The sequence below is a fragment of the Pseudomonas sp. 20-5 genome (assembly GCF_056782835.1).
Map to the genome: position 1 here is coordinate 2223044 of NZ_CM165584.1, position 17599 is coordinate 2240642.

At 70.6% G+C, this 17599-nt stretch carries 16 protein-coding genes and 3 riboswitches; of the genes, 8 read left to right on the top strand and 8 right to left on the bottom strand.

Annotated elements, in window-relative coordinates:
• Nucleotides 1-9 precede the first annotated feature (9 nt).
• Nucleotides 10-783 carry an SDR family oxidoreductase gene (locus AC1RB9_RS10425; RefSeq protein ID WP_003091027.1) on the bottom strand — a complete coding sequence of 258 codons (774 nt, stop codon included), beginning with the start codon at nt 781-783 and terminating at the stop codon, nt 10-12.
• A 210-nt stretch (nt 784-993) separates the two neighbouring features.
• On the opposite strand from AC1RB9_RS10425, the gene AC1RB9_RS10430 reads away from it, so the two are divergent.
• From AC1RB9_RS10430 to AC1RB9_RS10440, 3 genes are all read left to right on the top strand, one after another.
• Nucleotides 994-1824 (top strand): AraC family transcriptional regulator, encoded by an 831-nt coding sequence (locus AC1RB9_RS10430; RefSeq protein WP_003452432.1) that lies wholly within the window; start codon nt 994-996, stop codon nt 1822-1824.
• Between the two features lie 50 nt (nt 1825-1874).
• Nucleotides 1875-2468: a LysE family translocator gene (locus tag AC1RB9_RS10435; RefSeq protein ID WP_003114018.1), complete on the top strand. Its 594-nt coding sequence runs from the start codon at nt 1875-1877 to the stop codon at nt 2466-2468.
• 119 nt (nt 2469-2587) lie between these two features.
• Nucleotides 2588-3454 (top strand): MBL fold metallo-hydrolase, encoded by an 867-nt coding sequence (locus tag AC1RB9_RS10440; protein WP_003101427.1) that lies wholly within the window; start codon nt 2588-2590, stop codon nt 3452-3454.
• On the opposite strand, the gene AC1RB9_RS10445 is transcribed toward AC1RB9_RS10440, so the two are convergent.
• The 4 genes from AC1RB9_RS10445 to AC1RB9_RS10460 are packed head-to-tail and all read right to left on the bottom strand — an operon-like array spanning nt 3455 to nt 8433.
• Nucleotides 3455-4486 (bottom strand): FecCD family ABC transporter permease, encoded by a 1032-nt coding sequence (locus tag AC1RB9_RS10445; protein WP_003101425.1) that lies wholly within the window; start codon nt 4484-4486, stop codon nt 3455-3457.
• Entirely contained in the window at nt 4483-5454 is a 972-nt protein-coding gene (locus AC1RB9_RS10450; RefSeq protein ID WP_003452424.1) for an ABC transporter substrate-binding protein, read from the bottom strand. Before AC1RB9_RS10450 ends, AC1RB9_RS10445 begins: the two co-directional genes overlap by 4 nt.
• Nucleotides 5451-6224, bottom strand: a complete 774-nt coding sequence (locus AC1RB9_RS10455; RefSeq protein WP_003101422.1) for an ABC transporter ATP-binding protein — start codon at nt 6222-6224, stop codon at nt 5451-5453. Before AC1RB9_RS10455 ends, AC1RB9_RS10450 begins: the two co-directional genes overlap by 4 nt.
• Nucleotides 6225-6276: 52 nt before the next feature.
• Complete coding sequence (locus AC1RB9_RS10460) at nt 6277-8433, bottom strand: TonB-dependent receptor (protein WP_003452422.1); 2157 nt, start codon at nt 8431-8433, stop codon at nt 6277-6279.
• 99 nt (nt 8434-8532) lie between these two features.
• Nucleotides 8533-8737: riboswitch (cobalamin riboswitch) on the bottom strand.
• A gap of 157 nt (nt 8738-8894) precedes the next feature.
• Nucleotides 8895-9063, top strand: a riboswitch (yybP-ykoY riboswitch).
• Nucleotides 9064-9069: 6 nt separating this feature from the next.
• On the opposite strand from AC1RB9_RS10460, the gene mntP reads away from it, so the two are divergent.
• Nucleotides 9070-9639 (top strand): manganese efflux pump MntP, encoded by a 570-nt coding sequence (mntP, locus tag AC1RB9_RS10465; protein WP_003452419.1) that lies wholly within the window; start codon nt 9070-9072, stop codon nt 9637-9639.
• Between the two features lie 53 nt (nt 9640-9692).
• Here mntP and AC1RB9_RS10470 read toward each other — a convergent pair whose 3' ends face one another.
• From AC1RB9_RS10470 to cbiE, 3 genes are read right to left on the bottom strand one after another with little or no spacing between them, the layout of a single operon-like run.
• Nucleotides 9693-10421: a cobalt-precorrin-6A reductase gene (locus AC1RB9_RS10470; RefSeq protein ID WP_003158668.1), complete on the bottom strand. Its 729-nt coding sequence runs from the start codon at nt 10419-10421 to the stop codon at nt 9693-9695.
• The gene (locus AC1RB9_RS10475; RefSeq protein ID WP_003452415.1) at nt 10418-11518 is read right to left on the bottom strand and encodes a cobalt-precorrin-5B (C(1))-methyltransferase; all 1101 of its coding nucleotides are present in this window, start codon (nt 11516-11518) and stop codon (nt 10418-10420) included. The genes AC1RB9_RS10470 and AC1RB9_RS10475 overlap by 4 nt, the downstream gene beginning before the upstream one ends.
• A complete protein-coding gene (cbiE, locus tag AC1RB9_RS10480; RefSeq protein WP_481864886.1) occupies nt 11511-12758 on the bottom strand; it encodes a precorrin-6y C5,15-methyltransferase (decarboxylating) subunit CbiE in 1248 nt (415 codons plus the stop codon). The genes AC1RB9_RS10475 and cbiE overlap by 8 nt, the downstream gene beginning before the upstream one ends.
• A gap of 85 nt (nt 12759-12843) precedes the next feature.
• A riboswitch (cobalamin riboswitch) is annotated at nt 12844-13094 on the top strand.
• Between the two features lie 90 nt (nt 13095-13184).
• Between cbiE and cobG the strand changes: the two genes are divergently transcribed.
• Genes cobG through cobJ form a run of 4 tightly spaced genes read left to right on the top strand, consistent with a single transcriptional unit; the run spans nt 13185 to nt 17599 of the window.
• Complete coding sequence (gene cobG, locus AC1RB9_RS10485) at nt 13185-14555, top strand: precorrin-3B synthase (protein ID WP_003452412.1); 1371 nt, start codon at nt 13185-13187, stop codon at nt 14553-14555.
• Nucleotides 14552-15178, top strand: coding sequence for a precorrin-8X methylmutase (locus tag AC1RB9_RS10490; protein WP_003107929.1), 627 nt, complete (start codon nt 14552-14554; stop codon nt 15176-15178). The genes cobG and AC1RB9_RS10490 overlap by 4 nt, the downstream gene beginning before the upstream one ends.
• Entirely contained in the window at nt 15175-15927 is a 753-nt protein-coding gene (locus AC1RB9_RS10495; RefSeq protein ID WP_003091011.1) for a precorrin-2 C(20)-methyltransferase, read from the top strand. Before AC1RB9_RS10490 ends, AC1RB9_RS10495 begins: the two co-directional genes overlap by 4 nt.
• A complete protein-coding gene (cobJ, locus tag AC1RB9_RS10500; protein WP_003452407.1) occupies nt 15920-17599 on the top strand; it encodes a precorrin-3B C(17)-methyltransferase in 1680 nt (559 codons plus the stop codon). Before AC1RB9_RS10495 ends, cobJ begins: the two co-directional genes overlap by 8 nt.

A 17599-nucleotide genomic window follows, 5' to 3' on the forward strand; every position in this document is an offset into this window, starting at 1 on the left:
GACGCTGGGTCACTTGGTGGTGTAGCCGCCGTTGATGAGGATGGTTTGGCCGGTGATCCACCAGCCTTCGCTGACCAGGTGGCGGATGAACGGCACCACGTCCTCGATGTCGGTCAGGCCGGTCCTGGAGAAGGGCGACAGCGCCGCTGCGGTCTTGTGGTAGGCCACCGCGTCGGCGCCCTCGGCGGGATAGAAGAAGGGCGTGTCCATCGGACCCGGGCCGACCGCGGTGACCGAGATGCCGCGCGCGCCGAATTCCTTGGAGGCGGCGCGGGTGAAGTGCTCCACCGGCGCCTTGGTGCCGGCATAGGCGGCGTAGTACGGGGTATAGGCGCCAAGCAGGGAGGTCACCAGGGTGCAGATCTTGCCGTTGTCGTTGACGTGCTTGCCGGCTTCGCGCAGGAAGAAGAACGCAGACTTGGCATTGACCGCGCTCATCTCGTCGTATTCGGCCTCGCTGATCTCGGTGAAAGGCTTCTTCAACACCTTGCCGACGGTGTTGATGGCGATGTCCGGCTTGCCCACCGCGGCGATGGCGTCGGCGAACAGCTTTTCCATGGCCGCGGCGCTGGTGAGATCGCCCTGCAGCGCTACCGCCTTGGCCCCGGCTGCCTGCAGCGCGGCGACGGTGGCGTCGGCGTCGGCCTTGCTCGCGGCGCTGTTGTAGTGGATGGCGATGGCCTTCGCGCCGTGGGCGGCGAGATCGCGGGCGATCAGCCCACCCAGGTTCTTGGCGCCGCCGGTGACGAGGACGGTCTTGCCTTTGATGGAGTGGTCGACCATGGGGTGTTTCTCCTGCGGTGAGTGGAGAACCCAGTCTAGGGAGGGCGGCCTTGCGGAGTAATCGCGGCGGCCTGGATAGATTGTCCAGAAACGCCGATCAATTCCCGCCTCCGGAGGAGCGCAGCCGCCTGCACGAATCTTCTAGAACCCCGGGACGGGCGCGTTATAGTCGCGACGACGAAACCAACGAGTGGGAAGACCTGACGCACGATGGGCAGCCGAGACTGGATCGACCTGGCCCGCGACGCCGAGACCGGGATCGAGACCCTGCGCGCCCATTTCGAGGGCCACGCCTACGATCCGCACTGGCACGATAGCTACCTGATCGGCTACACCGAGATCGGCGTGCAGCAATTCAACTGTCGCCGACGCCGACACGACAGCACCGCCGGCCAGGTATTCCTGGTCGAACCGGGGGAGATCCACGACGGTTGCGCGCCGATCGCCGGCGGCTTCACCTACTCGATGCTGTACCTGCAGCCGGACTGGCTGCGGCGCGAACTGCGGGCGACCTTCGACGATGCGCCCAGCGACCCCGGCTTCCACGCCAACCTCACCGAAGACCCGCGCCTGACCCTGGCCATCGCCCAGGCCTTCCGCGTCCTGCATGGCCGCGAGCTGCGACTGCTGCGGCAGACCGCCCTGGAGCTGGTGCTGGAGCGGCTGCGCGTGCACCTCGGCTGGCGCGAGGCGAAGCCATTCGATCCACGCCTGCCGCTGGTGGCGCAGAAAGCCCGCGACTACCTGCATGCGCACTTCTACCAGGACATCGGCCTGGACGAGCTGGCCAGCGCCTGCGGCACCGACCGCTTCCGCCTGAACCGTGCATTCAAGGCCGCCTACGGCTTGCCACCCTACGCCTACCTGGTCCAGTTGCGGCTGGCCAAGGCGCGGCAGATGCTCGCTGTCGGCGGGCAACCGGCGGACCTCGCCAGCGCCCTCGGCTTCGCCGACCAGAGCCATCTCGGCCGCTGGTTCCGGCGCGCCTACGGGATGACTCCGGCGGCCTACCGCCGGCAGTGCACCCAGCTTCCAGACTGAGGCCCGGCGCGTCGCCAGGATGAAGGCTCCCCCGCCACAGGAGCCCGTCCATGCAATCCCTCGTGCCCTTCCTGCTGTTCGCCGTCGTCGCCTCGATCACCCCCGGACCGACCAACATCCTGGTCCTGAGCAACAGCCAGCGCCACGGCCTGGCCGCCGCCTGGCCGATCGTGCTCGGCGCCTGCGCGGCGGTGGCGGCGCTGATCCTGCTGCTCGGGCTCGGCCTGGGCGAGTTGCTGCGACGCCATCCGCTGCTCCAGCAGGGGCTCGCCTGGCTCGGCGTCGGCTGGCTCAGCTACCTGGCCTGGAGCCTGTTCCGCAGCGCGGGCGGCATCGACGGCGCGGAGCCGCCGCGGCGCCTCGGCGTGCTCGGCGGCGCGGCGTTGCAACTGGTCAATCCCAAGGCCTGGATGATGGCCCTCGCCGCGCTGGCACTGTTCGCCGGGGAAGGCGCCGGACAGGCCGGGCGGATCGGCCTGCTGGCATTGCTGTTCTTCCTGGTTTCGCTGCCGTGCCTGGCCAGTTGGGCCTTGCTCGGCGTCGGCAGCGCGCGGCTGCTGCGCTCGCCGTCGCTGATGAAACGCTTCAACCAAGGCATGGCGCTGTTGTTGCTGGCATCGGCCTGGGCCGCCCTGCTGCTCTGAGGCGGTCCGGTAGCTTCCTGACAAACCTGTGGGTTGGTACGCCGGGCCCGGGTTGGCTATGGTGGGACGATCCGTAGCCATGGCGCGGTCGCCGTCAGCACGCCGCGCAAGGAACCTCCATGTTGAAACCCGACATCACTGCCTTCTTCGACCCGGCCACCTCCACCTACAGCTACGTGGTGCGCGACCCGTCCAGCCGCGCCTGCGCCATCGTCGACCCGGTGCTCGACTACGACCCGGCCGCCGGGCGCACCAGCCATGCCAGCGCCGAACGCCTGATCGCCCATGTTCGCCAGCACGACCTGCAGGTGGAATGGCTGCTGGAGACCCACGTGCACGCCGACCACCTGTCGGCGGCCATCTTCCTGCAGCGCGAACTGGGCGGGTGCCTGGCCATCGGCGCGCGAATCACCCAGGTCCAGGCGAAATTCTCCGGCCTGTTCAACCTCGGCGAGGCGTTCCCGGTGGACGGCCGCCAGTTCGAGCACCTGTTCGAGGACGGCGAGTCGTTCCGCATCGGCGCCCTGGAATGCCGCGCGCTGCATACCCCGGGGCATACCCCGGCGTGCATGACCTACCTGGTCGGCGACAGCGCCTTCGTCGGCGATACCCTGTTCATGCCCGACTACGGCACCGCCCGCTGCGATTTCCCCGGCGGCGACGCGCGCCAGCTGTATCGCTCGATCCAGCGCCTGTTCGCGCTACCCGACGCGACCCGCCTGTTCATGTGCCACGACTACACGGCTCCCGGCCGCGACGAGCACCGCTGCGAAACCAGCGTCGGCGAGCAGCGCCGGCACAACGTGCACGTCCGCGAAGGCGTCGACGAGGAGGCGTTCGTCGCCATGCGCCAGCAGCGCGATGCCACCCTCGGCATGCCAACCCTGATGCTGCCGGCGATCCAGGTCAACATGCGCGGCGGCAACCTGCCGCCGGTGGAAGGCAACGGGGTGCGTTACCTGAAGATCCCGCTGGATCTGTTCTGATCAGCTGCGGCGACGCAGCAGGAGAATGAAGAACAGCCCGCCGATGGCCGCGGTGGCGATGCCGATGGGCAGGTCCTGGGGGGCGATCAGGGTACGCGCGGCGACATCCATCCAGACCAGGAACAGCGCGCCGAGCAGGGCGCACACCGGCAGCAGTCGGCGGTGCTCGGCACCCACCAGCAGGCGCGCGGCGTGCGGCAGCATGAGACCGACGAAGCCGATGGCGCCGCTCACCGAGACCAGCACGCCGGTCAGCAGCGAGCAGCAGACGAAGACCCACAGGCGTACGCGACGGGCGTCCAGGCCGAGGGTCACGGCGGTCTGTTCGCCGGCCATCAGCGCGTTCAGCGCACGGCCCAGCCCGAGCAGTACCAGCAGGCCGCCGGCCACGCACAGCGCCGGCAGCCAGATCAACGACCAGCGCGCCAGGCCGAGGCCGCCGAGCATCCAGAACAGCACAGAGGAGGCGGCGCGGTGGTCGCCGAGGAACAGCAGCAGGTTGGCCAGCGCCAGGAGCACGAACGACACCGCGACCCCCGCCAGCAACAGCCGGTCGCTGCCCAGGCGGCCGCCGCGACTGGCCACGCCGAGCACCAGCAGCATGCTGCCGAGGGCGCCGAGGAAGGCCGCCAGCGGCAGGGTCAGCAGGCCGATCACCTCGCCGATGTAGAGCACCACCAACACCGCGCCGAGGGTCGCGCCGGAGGTGGCGCCGAGCAGGTGCGGATCGGCCAGCGGATTGCGCGTGACCGCCTGCAGGGCCGCTCCCACCAACGCCAGGCCGGCGCCGACGCAGGCGCCGAGCAGTACCCGCGGGGCGCGGATCAGCCAGACGATGTGCTCCTGGCCGGCGCTCCAGGCGCCGGGCTCCGCCGCCACGCCGAACAGGCGCTGGAGGACGATGCGGCCGACCAGGCCGCTGTCCAGTCGCGCCGGACCGAAGCCGAGGGCGACCACGCAGGACAGGCCGAGCAACATGACCAGGCTGCCCAGCAACAGGCAATAGGCGCGAGGGCTGCGGAACAGGGTCATGGACGTGGCGCCCGAGGGTGGAGGCCGGCGACCAGGGTTTCTATCGCCGCGGCGTTGCCGATGCCCGGCGTGGCCTGGTTATAGGGCAGGACGATGAAGCGTCGCTCGCGGATCGCGGTCAGGCTGCGCAGCGCCGGGTTCTCTTCGAGGAAGCGCTGCTTCTGCGCGGCGCTGGTCTCGCCGTAGTCGACGATGACGATGACCTGCGGATCGCGGGCGACCACGCTTTCCCAGTTGACCTGGGTCCAACTGGCCGCCACGTCGTCGGTCACGCTGCGGCCGCCGGCGGCCTCGATCAGCGCCTGCGGCATGCCCAGGCGGCCAGAGGTGAAGGGGCGGTCCTCGCCGCTGTCGTAGAGGAACACCCGCGGCGCCTCGGTGTTCGCCGGGATGCCGGCGCGGGCGCGCTCGATGCGTGCCTGGAGGCTGGCGACCAGGCGCTCGGCGCGCGGTTCGACGTCGAAGATCCGTCCCAGGTTGCGCAGGTCGCGGTACAGCTCGTCGAGGCTGGCGCGGCGCGGCTCGCCGATCTGCGCGCAGGATTCGCTCAGCTCGTAGACCTTCACCCCCAGCGGCTCCAGGCTGGCCGGAGTGAGGTCGCCGCCGACGCGCATGCCGTAGCCCCAACCGGCGAAGAAGAAGTCGGCGTCGACATCGAGCAGGGTTTCCGCCGTGGGGTAGCGCGCCACCAGCTCGGGCAGCGGCTTGAGCGCGGCGATCAATCCGGGATCGGCATTCTTCCACCAGCCGCTGATGCCGGTATAGCCGACCATGCGCGTCTGCAGACCGAGGGCGACCATCATCTCGGTGAGGTTGATGTCGTGGCTGACTGCGCGCGACGGCGCGCGCTCGAACGTCACTTCGCGCTCGCAGCTGCGCACGCTGAGCGGGTAGCGCTCGGCCAGCGCGGCATCGGCGCAGGCGAGCAGGGCGCAGAGCAGCAGGTGGTGCAGGATCGGGTGCTTCATGCTTGGGTAATCCAGGTCAGGCGCGGGTGGTCGGCGAGGGGGTGGCGGTCGACCAGGGCGCGGACGCCGAACACCCGCCACAGCAGGTCGGCGTCGAGCACCTCGGTCGGCGTGCCCTGGGCGACGATGCGGCCGCCGTCGAGCACGTAGAGGCGGTCGCAGAAGGCCGCCGCCAGGTTGAGGTCGTGGAAGCTCGCCAGGGTGCTCAGGCCGAGGCTGCGCAGCAGGCGCAGAAGCTCCAGCTGGTAGCGCGGGTCGAGGTGGTTGGTCGGTTCGTCGAGGATCAGCAGGCGCGGCTCCTGAACCAGCGCGCGAGCCAGCAGGGCGCGCTGCTTCTCGCCACCGGAGAGGCTGGCGAAGGGGCTCGCGGCACGCCCTTCGAGACCGACCTGGAGCAGCGCCTGGCGGACTCGCTGGCGGTCGTCCGCGCCGTGGCCGTCGAACAGGCCCTTGTGCGGCGTGCGGCCCATGGCGACCACGTCCTCGACGGCAAGGCCGAAGTCCTCGGGGAACTCCTGCAACACCACCGCGATACGCCGGGCGGCCCAGCGCGGCGGCTGGCGCCAGAGGTCGTCGCCGTCGAGCACCACCCGGCCGCGCTGCGGTCGCGCATAGCGGAAGGCGCAGCGCAGCAGGCTGGTCTTGCCGCTGCCGTTGGGGCCGATCAGGCCGACGAAACTGCCGGCCGGGACTTCCAGATGCACGCCGCGCAGCAACTCGGTGGAGGCGTCGGGCGACCAGTGCAGGGCATCGAGGTGAAGGGACGACATGGCTACTCGCAGGTCCGGTGGTTCAGCAGAGACGATTGCCGCGGCGCCGGCTTCAGAAACTGAAGTCGGCGGTGACGTTGAACGAGCGTGGCTGGCCCATGATCCATTGCTGGCCGTTGTTGTTGTCAGCCAGGGCGTACTGGCGGTCGAACAGGTTGTACAGCTCAAGGCCGAGGGTCAGGTCCGGCCGTACCCGCCAGCCCAGGTTGGCGTCGACCACCGTGTAGCCGGGCAGGCTGGCCTGGTTGGCGGCGTCGGCGTAGCGCCGGTCGACGTAGCGCAGCCCGGCGCCGACGCGCAGGGTCTCGGCGAAGGACTTGTCCAGCCAGAGGTTGGCGGTGCGCCGTGGCACGTTCCTGGGGCGGTTGCCGTTGCGCGAGTAGGTCTGCCCGTCGATCGTTTCGTCGAAGTCGTCGTATTCGGCACGCACCAGCGCGGCGTTCGCCGACAGCCGCCAGTCCTGGGCCAGGTTCAGTTCCAGGCTGGCCTCCAGGCCGTCCGAACTCTGCTGGCCGACCTGCTGCGCGTCGTGCGGCGGCAGCGGGTTGGCGCTGAGCAGCTTCTTCTTGACGATATGGTAGGCGGCCAGGGTCCATTCGCCGCGACCGTCCGGGAACAGCTGCTTGAGGCCGACCTCGGTCTGCTTCGAGTGGGTCAGGTCCATCTGCTGCTGGGCCGCGTTGAGGGTGATCAGGTTGCTCACACCGTCCTCGCTGGTGGAGTACTGGCCGTACAGCGACAGTTCCGGGGTCAGCGCGAAGACCATCCCGGCGCGCCAGTTGCCGCCCTGCAGGCTGCGGTCGCTGCGGGTGCCGGCGCGCAGGTCGTCGCGGTCGATATGGTTCTGGTCGCGGCGCACCCCGGTCACCAGCGACAGGCGCTCGTTGAGCTGCAGGCGGTTCTCGGCGAACAGGGCGAAGGTGCGGGTCTGGCTGCGCGAGTGCGGCCGGTAGGGCGAGCGGCTTTCGAAGTAGCCGGGCGCGGGATGCCAGGGGTCGATGTAGTCGCCGCCGACATCGGTATAGGGCGAGTTGTTGCTCAGGCGGAAGCGGATGCGGTTGTACTCGGCGCCGACCAGGGTGCGGCTGTCGAGGCCGAACAGGGCGTGCTGGAAGGCGAAGGTCTGGCGGTCGCCGATCTGCTCCTGCTCGTGGCTGATGCGCAGGTAGTCCCTGCGCAACAGCTCTTCGCGCGGGACGTCCCATTCGTAGGTTTCGGCGTTGCGCCAGTGGCGGCGGGCCTTGATGTAGTACAACTGGTTGCTCGCGGTGACGCTGTCGGAAAGGCTCCAGTCGCTGGTCAGGCGGGTCCACTGGTCGTTGTAGCGCTGCACGTCGTTGCGCACGTTGTAGTTCTTCTCGCGCAGGCGCTTGTGGTACTTGCCGCCGACCAGCGGGGTGCCGAAGTCGTTCATCGGCTCCTGGTCGCCATAGTCGTGGGCGAGGGTGAAGGCCAGATCGTCGCTGGCCTGCCAGCGCAGCGCCGCGCTGATGCCCAGGTTGCGCGAGTCGCCACGGTCGATCCAGCCGTGGCTCTGCTGCTGGTTCAGGTTGAGCCGGTAGCTGAGGCTGTCGGTCAGCGAGCCGCCGCTGTCCAGGGCCAACTGGCGGTTGTCGTAGGAGCCGTAGCCGAGGCGCAGGTGGTTGCGGATCTCGCCGGCGAAAGGCTTCTTCGGCACCACGTTGATCACCGCGCCGGTGGCGCCTTCGCCGTACAGCACCGAGGCCGGGCCGCGGATCACGTCGATGCGCTCGACCATCCACGGATCGCTGGGGAAGTTCACCGTGCCCATGCCGGTGTACAGGCGCGTGCCGTCGAACAGTTGCATCACCGATGCGTGGCCGCTGAAGCCGCGCGCCGAGAGGCCGGTACCGCCATCTCCTGGGGTGCCGATGAAGCTGATGCCGGGGCTGCGGGTGACGGCGGCCTGGACGCTGGGGTTGTTGCGCCGGCGAACTTCCTCGCCGCTGATGCTGCTGGTGCTCGCCGGGGTGTCCAGGGCGCTGAGGCCCAGGCGCGAACCGGCACTGACCGGCGTGGCGAGATCGATGTGGTCGAGTTCGGCGGGGTCCTGGCGAACGCTGACCAACTGGCTGGGCAGGGCGAGGGCGGCTTCCTCGGTTTCGGCGAGGGCGGGCGGTACCAGCAGCAGGCTGGTGGATAGGCCGAGGGCGAAAGGCTCGGTGCGCAAACGGCTGAAGCGGGGCATGGGCGTTCCATCTCATGACCGGGCAGGACGGAACGCGCAGGAAATCGCAGGCGCGACAGCGCCTCGAACAACCGGCTCGCTCCCGCCCACCGCGGGTGTGCCAACAGGGCGTTGCAGGCCGGTCTCCGGGCTTGCGAGGGTCGTGAAATCCTCGCCTTCCCATGCTGGAGCACAGTGGCCTGAAGAGGATTTCGCTCGCTTACCGTTGCGGGGGCAGCGCCGGACTGATCACTGAAGTGACGCACCGGCTTCCCGTTTCACCTCCTGCGCGGCGGCAGGAGGCACCTGGAACGGGCCGGATGGGAACATCCGCACCGTTTCCAGTCAAGCCTTGAACGATCTGGATTGAATAAAATGTTATACTATAACAATTCGCTTGTGCAGTCTTTCTTCGCCGGACCCCACGCCCTGGCGCAGCTTCCCGGGTCATCACATTTTCTTCACGCCGGCCTGCTATGCTGCCGGCCTTCCTTGGGGAGTAGCCTGCCGTCACCCGTTGACGGCGCGCTGGTCAACATTCTTGGCAACCCGCCATGGCCAGCGCATCCAACCGGATTGGTGAGACCAACGACATTCCTGCGCCAAAGCCGGGCCGCGGGGTCATGTCGTTGACTCATGCCCGGCTGGAGTATCCGCGTGAATCCCGTTTCCCTGATCTTCCTCGCCTTCGCCATGTCCACCGATGCCTTCGCCGCGGCCATCGGCAAGGGCTCCAGCCTGGATCGGCCGCGCCTGTCGGAGGCGCTGCGCACCGGGATAATCTTCGGCGTGATCGAGGCCATCACCCCTCTGGTCGGCTGGCTGCTTGGCCAGGCCGCCAGCCAGTTCGTCGCCGACTGGGACCACTGGATCGCCTTCGTCCTGCTGGTGCTGCTCGGCCTGCACATGATCCACAACGGCCTGCGCGCGGATCATGCGACGGAACAGGAAAAGCCCGGCCAGCATTCGTTCTGGATTCTCGCGGTGACGGCGCTGGCCACCAGCATCGACGCGCTGGCGGTGGGCGTCGGCCTGGCCTTCGTCGACGTCAACATCTTCCTCGCCGCTGGCGCCATCGGCCTGGCCACCATGACCATGGTCACCCTCGGCACCATGCTCGGCCGGGCGCTCGGCGCAGTGACCGGCAAGCGCGCGGAGATGGTCGGCGGGGTGGTGCTGATCCTGGTCGGTGCGACCATTCTCTACGAGCATCTCTGCGCGGCGTGAGCGGCGCCGGAGACGGGGCGGGACAGGTCGCGGCGAGTGGGTGGGCGTTCGCTTCAGGCGCTTTCCCAATCGCGGATTGCCGCCAGCAGCGCCTCGCCGTCGGCGAACTCGCGGTCCGCCGGCGGCAGCGCCGGACGTGCCAGGACCAGCACCGGCAGGCCCATTTCCCGCGCCACCTGGAGCTTCGGCTCGGTGGCCTGGCTACCGCTGTTCTTGCTCACCAGCACGTCGCAGGCGAGGCGCTCGAACAACGCCCGTTCGCCATCCAGGCTGAACGGCCCGCGCGCGCCGATCACCTCGGCGCGCGGCGCGGCCGGCTGGCCTTGCAGGCAGCGCACGGTCCAGTGCTGGTGCGGCGGGACCTGGCCGAGATGCTCCAGCGGTTCGCGGCCGAGGGTGAACAGCGGACGGCGGAAGGGTGCGAGGGCGGCGATCAGCTCGCGCCAGTCGGCTACCTCGCGCCAGTCGTCGCCGGGCCCGGCCTGCCAGCCGGGCCGGCGCAGCGCCCAGCAGGGCACTCCGGCCAGTCGCGCGGCGCGCACGGCGTTCTGGCTGATCCGTGCGGCGTAGGGGTGGGTGGCGTCCACCAGCAGGTCGAAGCCCTGCTCGTCGATGAACGCCGCCAGCCCTTCGGCGCCGCCGTAGCCGCCGACCCGGACCCGGCAGGCCAGGTCGCCGGGCACCTTGCCCAGCCCGGCGAGGCTGTAGAGATGCGCCGGACCGAGCCGGCGGGCGAGGGCCAGGGCCTCACCGATCCCGCCGAGCAGCAACAGGCGCTTCATCGGCGCTCCTCGCAGGCCTGGCCGACCAGGTTGCCCTGGCGGTCGATGGCGAAGACTTCCAGCGCCACCTCGGTGGGCACGATGCCGCGGGCGAAGCGCAGGGCGTGGGCGCAGACCGCATCGCCCAGGGCCACGCCTTCGGCGTGTGCCTGGGCCAGCGCCTGCTGGCTGGTGTTGGCGGCGCGCATGCTGTCCTGTAGCGCGGTGCTGGCACCGAGCGCGGCGGCCCAGCCGGCCAATTGCGGCAGGTCGATACTGGAGTGGCGGCTGTGCAGGTCGAGGTGGCCGCCGGCGAGCTTGCTGATCTTGCCGAAGCCGCCGCACAGGCTGAGTTTTTCCACCGGTGCCTTGCGCAGGTGCTTGAGCACCGCGCCGGCGAAGTCGCCCATCTCGATCAGGGCGATCTCCGGCAGTGCATAGCGCCGGCGCATGGCGTCCTCGCTGGCGTTGCCGGTACAGGCGGCGATGTGACGGACGCCGTTGGCGCGAGCGACATCGATGCCCTGATGGATCGAGGCGATATAGGCCGAGCAGGAGAACGGCCGGACGATGCCGCTGGTGCCGAGGATCGACAGCCCGCCGAGGATGCCCAGGCGCGGGTTCATGGTCTTCAGCGCCAGCTCGGCGCCGCCCTCCACGCCGATGGCGACCTCGAAGCCGCCGGCGTAGCCCCGTTCGGCGGCGAGCTGGGCGAGGTGGCGTTCGATCATCTGTCGCGGCACCGGATTGATCGCCGGCTCGCCGACCGCCAGGGTCAGCCCCGGGCGGGTCACCGTACCGACCCCGGGGCCGGCATGGAAGCGCACGCCAGGCTCGGCGCTCAGGCGCACCCGGGCGAACACCAGGGCGCCATGGGTGACGTCGGGATCGTCGCCGGCATCCTTGAGGGTGCCGGCTTCCGCGCCGTTTTCCCAGGCGCGGCAGAATTCCAGGCGCATCAGCACCTGCTGGCCCTTGGGCAGGACGATCTGCACCGCGTCGCTGATCGTGCCGCCCAGCAGCAGGCGCGCCGCCGCCAGGCTGGTGGCGGTGGCGCAACTGCCGGTGGTGTAGCCGCTGCGCAACGGCGCGGGCTGCTCGGGGGTTTCCTCACGCATCGCGGGGAGGCTTCCTGGCGGCGGGCTTGCGCAATTCCAGCAGGGTGATCGGCAAGGCCTGGCTCCAGGTGTCGAAACCGCCCAGCGGTCGCGCGTGGGCGACGCCGAGGCGGGTGAGGTCGCCACCCAGGCGTTGCTGCCAGTCGAGCAGCACCCGTTCGCTCTGCAGGGTGACCGCGTTGGCGAGCAGGCGGCCGCCGGGCCGCAGGCGCTCCCAGCAGGTTTCCAGCACGCCCTCGGCGGTGACTCCGCCGCCGATGAAGATGGCGTCCGGCTCGGGCAGTTCCAGCAGCGCCTCCGGGGCGCTGCCGGCGACCAGGTGCAGGGTCGGTACGCCGAGGGCGTCGCGGTTGTGGCGGATATGTTCCTGGCGCTCGTCGTTGGCTTCGATGGCGATCGCCCGGCAACTGGGGTGCGCGCGCATCCATTCGATGCCGATGGAGCCGCAACCGGCACCGACGTCCCAGAGCAGCTCGCCGGGGCAGGGCGCCAGGCGCGCCAGGGTCACGGCGCGGACGTCGCGCTTGGTCAACTGGCCGTCGTGACGATAGGCTTCGTCGGCCAGGCCCGGGGTCAGCGGCAGGCGCACGGCGCCGGCGCCGGCGCGGCATTCCACCGCCACCAGGTTGAGATCGGCGGCGCGCGGCAGCGACCAGTCGCCGGCGAGGCCGTCGAGACGGCGCTCGAGCGGCCCGCCGAGGTGTTCCAGCACGCTCAGGCGACTGGCGCCGAAGCCACGGGCGTTCAACAGGCGGGCGATGGCGGCCGGGCTGTCGCCGTCGTTGCTCAGGACCAGCAGGCGCCGGCCGTCGTGGACCTGTGCCTGCAGCGCCGCCAGCGGGCGCGCCACCAGCGACAGGCAGGCGACCTCCTGCAGGGCCCAGCCGAGGCGGGCGGCGGCCAGCGAGAGGGAGGAGGGCGCCGGCAGGACCCGCAGTTCGGTCGCCGGCAGTTGCCGGGCGAGACTGGCGCCGACGCCGAACAGCATCGGGTCGCCGCTGGCCAGCACGCAGGTCGGCTGGCCGCGCCGGGCCAGCAATGGTTCCAGGGAGAACGGCGTCGGCCAGGTTTCGCGGGCGGCGCCGATGCACGGCGGCAGCAGTTCCAGCTGGCGCGCCGCGCCGACGATCCGGCTGGCTTGTAGCAGGGCACGCCGGGCCTGCTTGCCGAGGCCGGGATAACCGTCCTCGCCGATGCCCACCAGGGTCAGCCAGGGCGGCGTCGAGTCTGCCGATGACACGGTTCCGATACTCCTGAAATGCGTCTGTGAAGGGCCCGCGACGGCTTCCGGACGGAATGGGTTTTCCCGGCCCCGGGCTGGGCGGCATAATAGCGCGTTCGTCGGTGCCCGGCCCTTTCGCGTTAGCGCGGGGCCAACGAGGGCCGAAGAGGGAACACGGAGCCACGGTCTTTTCGAAGCCCGGGCCTAGCCGTGGCTGCCCCCGCAACTGTATGCAGCCTGTATTCGCGCCATTCGCCACTGGATTACCGGGAAGGCGGCGCGAAGCGGAGGTTCCTCCCCCGGGTGGAACGCCGGGCTGCGAGCCAGGAGACCTGCCGCCGAAACCAGTCGCGAGTGCCAACATCGGGCGGGGTGTACCGATGCCGTGGTCTGTCCCTGGGGGACAGCGGTGCGGTCGCCGCGACGCCGATTCGAGTAGCGTTTTTGAACGACGACCAGACCCCGGCGCCCCTGCCCGTACCACGTCCGTCGCCCTGTCCCGGCCTGCTGCGTATCGTCCAGGCGCTGGACGGCGGCATCTGCCGCATCAAGCTCGACGCCGGCCGCCTGGACGCCGCCCAGGCACGCGCCGTGGCGGCCGCGGCGCGGGATTGCGCCAGCGGCGTGATCGAGGCGACCAACCGTTCCAACCTGCAATTGCGCGGCGTCCGTCGCGGCGAGGAAGAGCGGCTTGTCCGCCGCCTGCTGGACGCCGGCCTCGGTCCCCGGCATGGGTCCCTGGCCGGCGCCGACGACGTGCGCAACCTGATGCTCAGCCCGGCCGCCGGGCTCGATCCGCACCTGTCGCTGGACGTGCGCCCGCTGGCCGCTCGGCTGTTGCTGCGGCTCCAGGCGGGCAGCCGCTACCACGCGCTGTCGGCCAAGTTCGCCATCCAGCTGGACGGCGGCGAAGACCTGGCGATGCTCGAACATCCCCATGACATCTGGCTCTCGCCGATGCCCGCGGCGCCGACCGCGACGCTGGTCTTCGGACTCGCCGGCTGCCCGGCCCGCGACCGCCCCCTGGCGGCGTTGCCGGCGGAGCGGGGCGAGTCCCTGGTGCTGGCGTTGCTCGACCTGTTCCTCGAGCGCGCCCAGCCGCAACAGACGCGGATGCGCCACCTGTTGCAGGAGCTGGACGGAGAACCCTTGCTGGAGGCCTTGCAGGCGCGCCTGGATTTCCCTCTGCGGCGTGACGAGCGGGTGGCGGCCTGGCGGCGTTCGCCGGGGCGTCCGTGGAGTCATCTCGGCGTCCAGCCGCAACGCCAGCCGGGCCTGGTGATGGTCGGCGCGGCGGCGCCGCTCGGCCGGCTCGACAGCGCTTGCCTGGAAGGCCTGGCCGAGCTGGTCGAACGCCATGGCGACGGCAGCCTGCGCCTGACCCCCTGGCAAGGCGTGCTCCTGCCGAACCTGGCGCATGCCGAGGCCGACCAGGCGCTGCTCGGCCTGCGCGGACTCGGCCTGCTGACCGAGCCCGATGCGCCGTTGGCGCGGCTGATCGCCTGCAGCGGTTCCAGCGCCTGCGCCAGAGGCCTGGCCGACACCAAGGGCGACGCCTTGCGCCTGGCCGAACGCCTCGGCCCGCGCAGCGACCTGCCGCAACTGCACCTGTGCGGCTGCGAACGGTCCTGCGCCGCCGCCCACCGCGCGCCGCTCACCCTGCTGGCGCGCAGCGGCGGGTTCTACGACCTGTACCGGCACGACCCATGTCACCCCGGATTCGGCCAGTTGCTGGCCAGCCGCCTGACTTTCGCCACGGCCGCCGACTACCTGGCGGCCCTGCCTTCCCAGCCCACTTCCGGAAAACCCGCATGATTGACTACATCCGCGATGGCCAGGCGATCTATCGCCAGTCGTTCGCTACCATCCGCGCCGAAGCGAACCTCGCCGGCATCCCGGCCGACCTTGAAAAGCTCGCGGTCAGGGTGATCCACGCCTGCGGCATGGTCGACGTGGTCGACGACCTGCGCTTCTCGCCCGGCGCCGGCGCCGCCGGCCGCGCCGCGCTGGCCGCCGGCGCGGCGATCCTCTGCGACGCGCGGATGGTCGCCGAAGGCGTGACCCGCTCGCGGCTGCCCGCCGCCAACCGGGTGATCTGCACCCTCAACGAAGCGGACGTGCCGGCGCTCGCCACGGAACTCGGCAATACCCGCTCGGCGGTGGCCCTGGAGCACTGGCGCGAGCACCTGGAGGGCAGCGTGGTGGTGATCGGCAACGCGCCGACCGCGCTGTTCTACCTGCTGGAAATGCTCGACGCCGGCGCGCCGAAACCGGCGCTGATCCTGGGCTTCCCGGTCGGCTTCGTCGGCGCCGCGGAATCCAAGGAGATGCTCGCCGCCGATAGCCGCGGGGTGCCCTACGTGATCGTCCGCGGTCGCCGTGGCGGCAGCGCCATGGCCGCCGCGGCGGTGAACGCCCTGGCCACGGAGCGCGAATGATGAGTGTCGTGAAGGGCCGCCTGCTGGGCCTGGGCGTCGGGCCCGGCGATCCCGAACTGATCACCCTCAAGGCCCTGCGTCTGCTGCGCGCGGCGCCGGTGGTCGGCTATTTCGTGGCCAAGGGCAAGAAGGGCAACGCCTTCGGCATCATCGAGGCGCACCTGGACCAGGCCCAGGTGCGCCTGCCGCTGGTCTACCCGGTGACCACCGAGAAGCTGGAACCGCCGCTGTGCTACGAGACCATCATCAGCGATTTCTACGACACCGCCGCCGAACAGCTGGCCGCGCACCTGGACGCCGGCCGCGACGTGGCGGTGATCTGCGAGGGCGACCCGTTCTTCTACGGTTCCTACATGTACCTGCACGACCGCCTGGCGACGCGCTACGAAAGCGAAGTGGTGCCTGGCGTCTGCTCGATGCTCGGCGGCGCGGCGGTGCTCGGTGCGCCGCTGGTGTACCGCAACCAGAGCCTCTCGGTGCTCTCCGGAGTGCTGCCCGAGGAGGAGTTGCGCCGGCGCCTGGCGGATGCCGACGCGGCGGTGGTGATGAAGCTCGGCCGCAATTTCGACAAGGTCCGCCGCGTGCTGGTCGAGCTTGGCCTCGAGCGCCGCGCGCTGTACGTCGAGCGGGCGACCATGGCCAACCAGCGGATCGTGCCGTTGGAACGGGTGGAGCCGATGGCCTCGCCGTACTTCTCGCTGATCGTCGTTCCCGGCGACAAGTGGCAGGGAGGGGCCGGCGGTGAGTGACGCCCAGCAGGTTCCGGCCATCGTCATCCTCGGCCAGGGCGCGCTGGATACCGCGCGGCGGGTCCAGGCGCTCTATCCCGGGGCGCTGGTCCACGGGCTCGCCGGGCGGGTCGAGGCCGACCGTTCCTATACGGACTTCGGCGACACCCTGCGCGAACTGTATTGCGCCGACCGCCCGATCGTCGCCCTGTGCGCCGCCGGCATCGTCATTCGCAGCCTGGCGCCGTTGTTGCAACGCAAGGGAGCGGAGCCGCCGGTGCTGGCCCTGGCCGAGGACGGCAGCGCGGTGGTGCCGCTGCTCGGCGGGCTGGCCGGGGTCAACCGGCTGGCGCGGGAAATCGGCGAGGTGCTGGCCGTGGCGCCGGCGATCACCACCAGCGGCGAGCTGCGCTTCGGCACCTGCGTGCTCAACCCGCCCGCCGGTTATGTCCTGGCCGACCTGGAGCAGGGCAAGCGCTTCGTTGCCGATTTGCTCGGTGGCCAGCCGGTGCGCGTCGAGGGTGCCGCCGACTGGCTCGACGCGGCCCGTTTGCCGCGCGACCCGGAGGCAGCGCTGGCGATTCACGTGACGCCCTCGGCGCGTGCGCCGCGGGCCGAGGAACTGCTGATCCATCCGCGCTGCGTGCTGGCGGCGCTCGAACCTGCCGACGCGGCGGCGGACGCGGTGCGCCAGGCGCTGGTCGATGCCGGCCTGGCCGCGGCGGCGCTCGGCGGCTTGCTGGCCGACAGCGCGCGGATGGCCGATCCGCGCCTGCAGGCCGCCGCCGATGCGCTCGGCGTACCGCTGCGCTTCCTGCCGCAGGCCGATCCCGCTGCGCGCCTGCGCCAGGCCTTGCCCGCCGCCGAGCAGGTCGGCGACCGGCTGGCGGTGGCCGCCGCGCCCTTGGCGATGGACCGCATCGGCCAGCGTCGCGGCCGACTCACAGTGATCGGCCTGGGGCCCGGCTGCGCCGAGCTGATGGTGCCTGCGGCGCGGCGGGCACTGGACGAGGCCGAGGACATCCTCGGCTACCAGACCTACGTCGACATGGCCGGACCCTTCCGCGCCGGACAGGTGCTGCATGGCAGCGACAACCGCGAGGAATTGCAGCGCGCCCGGCATGCCTTCGAACTGGCGGCGACGGGCAGGGCGGTGGTGCTGGTATCGTCCGGCGACCCCGGCGTGTTCGCCATGGCCGCCGCGGTGCTGGAAGCCCTGCATGGCGCTGGCGAGCCGGCCTGGGACGCGGTCGAGCTGCGGATCTTCCCTGGCGTCTCGGCGGCCCTGGCCACCGCGGCCAGGGCGGGGGCGCCTCTGGGCCACGATTTCTGCCTGCTGTCGCTGTCCGACAACCTCAAGCCCTGGGAGGTGATCGAGCGGCGCCTGGACCTGGCCGGCGCCGCCGACCTGGCGATGGCTTTCTACAATCCGATCTCGCGGGCGCGGCCCTGGCAACTGGGACGGGCGCTGGAGATCGTCGCCCGCCATCGTTCGCCGCAGACCCTGGTGGTGCTCGGTCGCGACATCGGGCGGCCCGGTGAGCGCCTGCTGCGCACCACCCTGGGCGAGCTGCGTGCGGAGCAGGTGGACATGCGCACCCTGGTGATCATCGGCTCGTCCACTACCCGCAGCTTCCCGCGCGCCGACGGCGAAGCCTGGGTCTACACGCCGCGCTGGTACCCATCGGAATAG

Coding starts and splice junctions, on each gene's coding strand:
- AC1RB9_RS10425 (WP_003091027.1), bottom strand. CDS start 783: ATGGTCGACCACTCCATCAAAGGCAAGACCGTCCTCGTCACCGGCGGC.
- AC1RB9_RS10430 (WP_003452432.1), top strand. CDS start 994: ATGGGCAGCCGAGACTGGATCGACCTGGCCCGCGACGCCGAGACCGGG.
- AC1RB9_RS10435 (WP_003114018.1), top strand. CDS start 1,875: ATGCAATCCCTCGTGCCCTTCCTGCTGTTCGCCGTCGTCGCCTCGATC.
- AC1RB9_RS10440 (WP_003101427.1), top strand. CDS start 2,588: ATGTTGAAACCCGACATCACTGCCTTCTTCGACCCGGCCACCTCCACC.
- AC1RB9_RS10445 (WP_003101425.1), bottom strand. CDS start 4,486: ATGACCCTGTTCCGCAGCCCTCGCGCCTATTGCCTGTTGCTGGGCAGC.
- AC1RB9_RS10450 (WP_003452424.1), bottom strand. CDS start 5,454: ATGAAGCACCCGATCCTGCACCACCTGCTGCTCTGCGCCCTGCTCGCC.
- AC1RB9_RS10455 (WP_003101422.1), bottom strand. CDS start 6,224: ATGTCGTCCCTTCACCTCGATGCCCTGCACTGGTCGCCCGACGCCTCC.
- AC1RB9_RS10460 (WP_003452422.1), bottom strand. CDS start 8,433: ATGCCCCGCTTCAGCCGTTTGCGCACCGAGCCTTTCGCCCTCGGCCTA.
- AC1RB9_RS10470 (WP_003158668.1), bottom strand. CDS start 10,421: ATGAAGCGCCTGTTGCTGCTCGGCGGGATCGGTGAGGCCCTGGCCCTC.
- AC1RB9_RS10475 (WP_003452415.1), bottom strand. CDS start 11,518: ATGCGTGAGGAAACCCCCGAGCAGCCCGCGCCGTTGCGCAGCGGCTAC.
- AC1RB9_RS10490 (WP_003107929.1), top strand. CDS start 14,552: ATGATTGACTACATCCGCGATGGCCAGGCGATCTATCGCCAGTCGTTC.
- AC1RB9_RS10495 (WP_003091011.1), top strand. CDS start 15,175: ATGATGAGTGTCGTGAAGGGCCGCCTGCTGGGCCTGGGCGTCGGGCCC.